This window comes from Pseudoalteromonas sp. KS88, assembly GCF_004766475.1.
GTDB lineage: Bacteria > Pseudomonadota > Gammaproteobacteria > Enterobacterales > Alteromonadaceae > Pseudoalteromonas.
The window spans coordinates 1-1,151 of the sequence record NZ_PYHV01000053.1 but is presented as its reverse complement, the minus strand read 5'-3'; the positions used below and the strand labels follow the sequence as shown (position 1 = coordinate 1,151).

General features: G+C 35.5%; 2 protein-coding genes. Both read left to right on the top strand.

The window, feature by feature from the left end:
- Positions 1–459 (top strand): hypothetical protein (locus C7Y70_RS20600; RefSeq protein WP_210114683.1); only part of this gene is annotated, 459 nt, incomplete at its 5' end.
- 83 nt (positions 460–542) lie between these two features.
- On the top strand, positions 543–983 hold the full coding sequence (locus C7Y70_RS20425; protein WP_135476859.1) for a hypothetical protein: 441 nt from the start codon (positions 543–545) through the stop codon (positions 981–983).
- Positions 984–1,151 lie beyond the last annotated feature (168 nt).

Genomic DNA, 1,151 nt, shown 5'->3' with positions numbered 1-1,151 from the left:
TCACTATGGCACATTGGTAAAAATGTGCTGAGTGGGGAGTCCATATCATTCGTTATGTGTTTCTCATGGATAGGTGAAATGAAATACTTTTTATCGTCAACTTTAGCTCTTTTGAGTATTTTACTCGCTAGCTTCGTTTTGCCTAAATTCGAAGATATTATTTATCCTTTTGCTCCTAACTTAAATTTGTGGTTTCAAGAGCAGTTTATCGTATTCGGCTATAGTTTCATTTGTACATTTACCTCTTATGTTGGGTTTAACTTTAAGGTTAAATTCGCTTCATTTCCTTTGTTATTTTCTTTCGTTGCAGTGGCAGCATATTTTGTGTTTATTAACGCATTTATAGTCTTTCAAATTAGTTCTGTTTTTGTCTTTCTTTTCACTGCATATATTAGTTATTATTTACAACAAAGGTATGTGCTACAAACACATAACAAGAATTTCAAGCGGGACTGCTAACAGTTTGCTCGGTTTCGCTTCGCTACACATTTTAGCAAACAATTATCAGCCCCTTAAATGGGCGTTATAAGCCATAGGAAGGTATGGAGTTTTTAATTAAGCCTCATGATGGAATTGGGCCCATCAAACTTGGAATGAATAGAGAGCAAGTAAGAGAATTATTTGCGGGCTTTTTTACTTTGTCAGATGAAGCCAGTGATTTCTATTTCGATAGCTGCCTTCAAATTGAGTTTGAAAATGACTTAGTTAACTTTATCGGTGTTTCTCAAAACGAAAATTACCAACTTATGTTCGGTGGCATCGACGTATTTGATGTTGATGGAAGTACTTTGTTTAAAGTAATTTCTGCTAATGAATCGGAGAGTCACTCATTTAATGAGTCAGAGTATATTTTCCCTGACCAAATAGTAACCCTTTGGGAAATGGATGAGCAATACGATTATCTTGGTAATCACAAACGTAAAGTTTGGGCTCAGGTCGGTATTGGTACTAAATCCTACCTTAAAGTGGTAAATGGCTTATAACACATATGAGCCTTAACTCTGTCAATAGGCAATAGTATTCTTTTTGACCGTTTTATACATTGACGGTCAATTCTAAATCAATAAACAAATTCGTTTACTTCGTCTGTCGATGCGGCTGTTAAGCAAGTAGCTTACGGCAAACACATATAGGGTGCGTTACGCAGTAAT

Bases quoted from the DNA above. Each gene is read 5' to 3' on its own strand.
- C7Y70_RS20425 (WP_135476859.1), top strand. From the start codon at position 543: ATGGAGTTTTTAATTAAGCCTCATGATGGAATTGGGCCCATCAAACTT.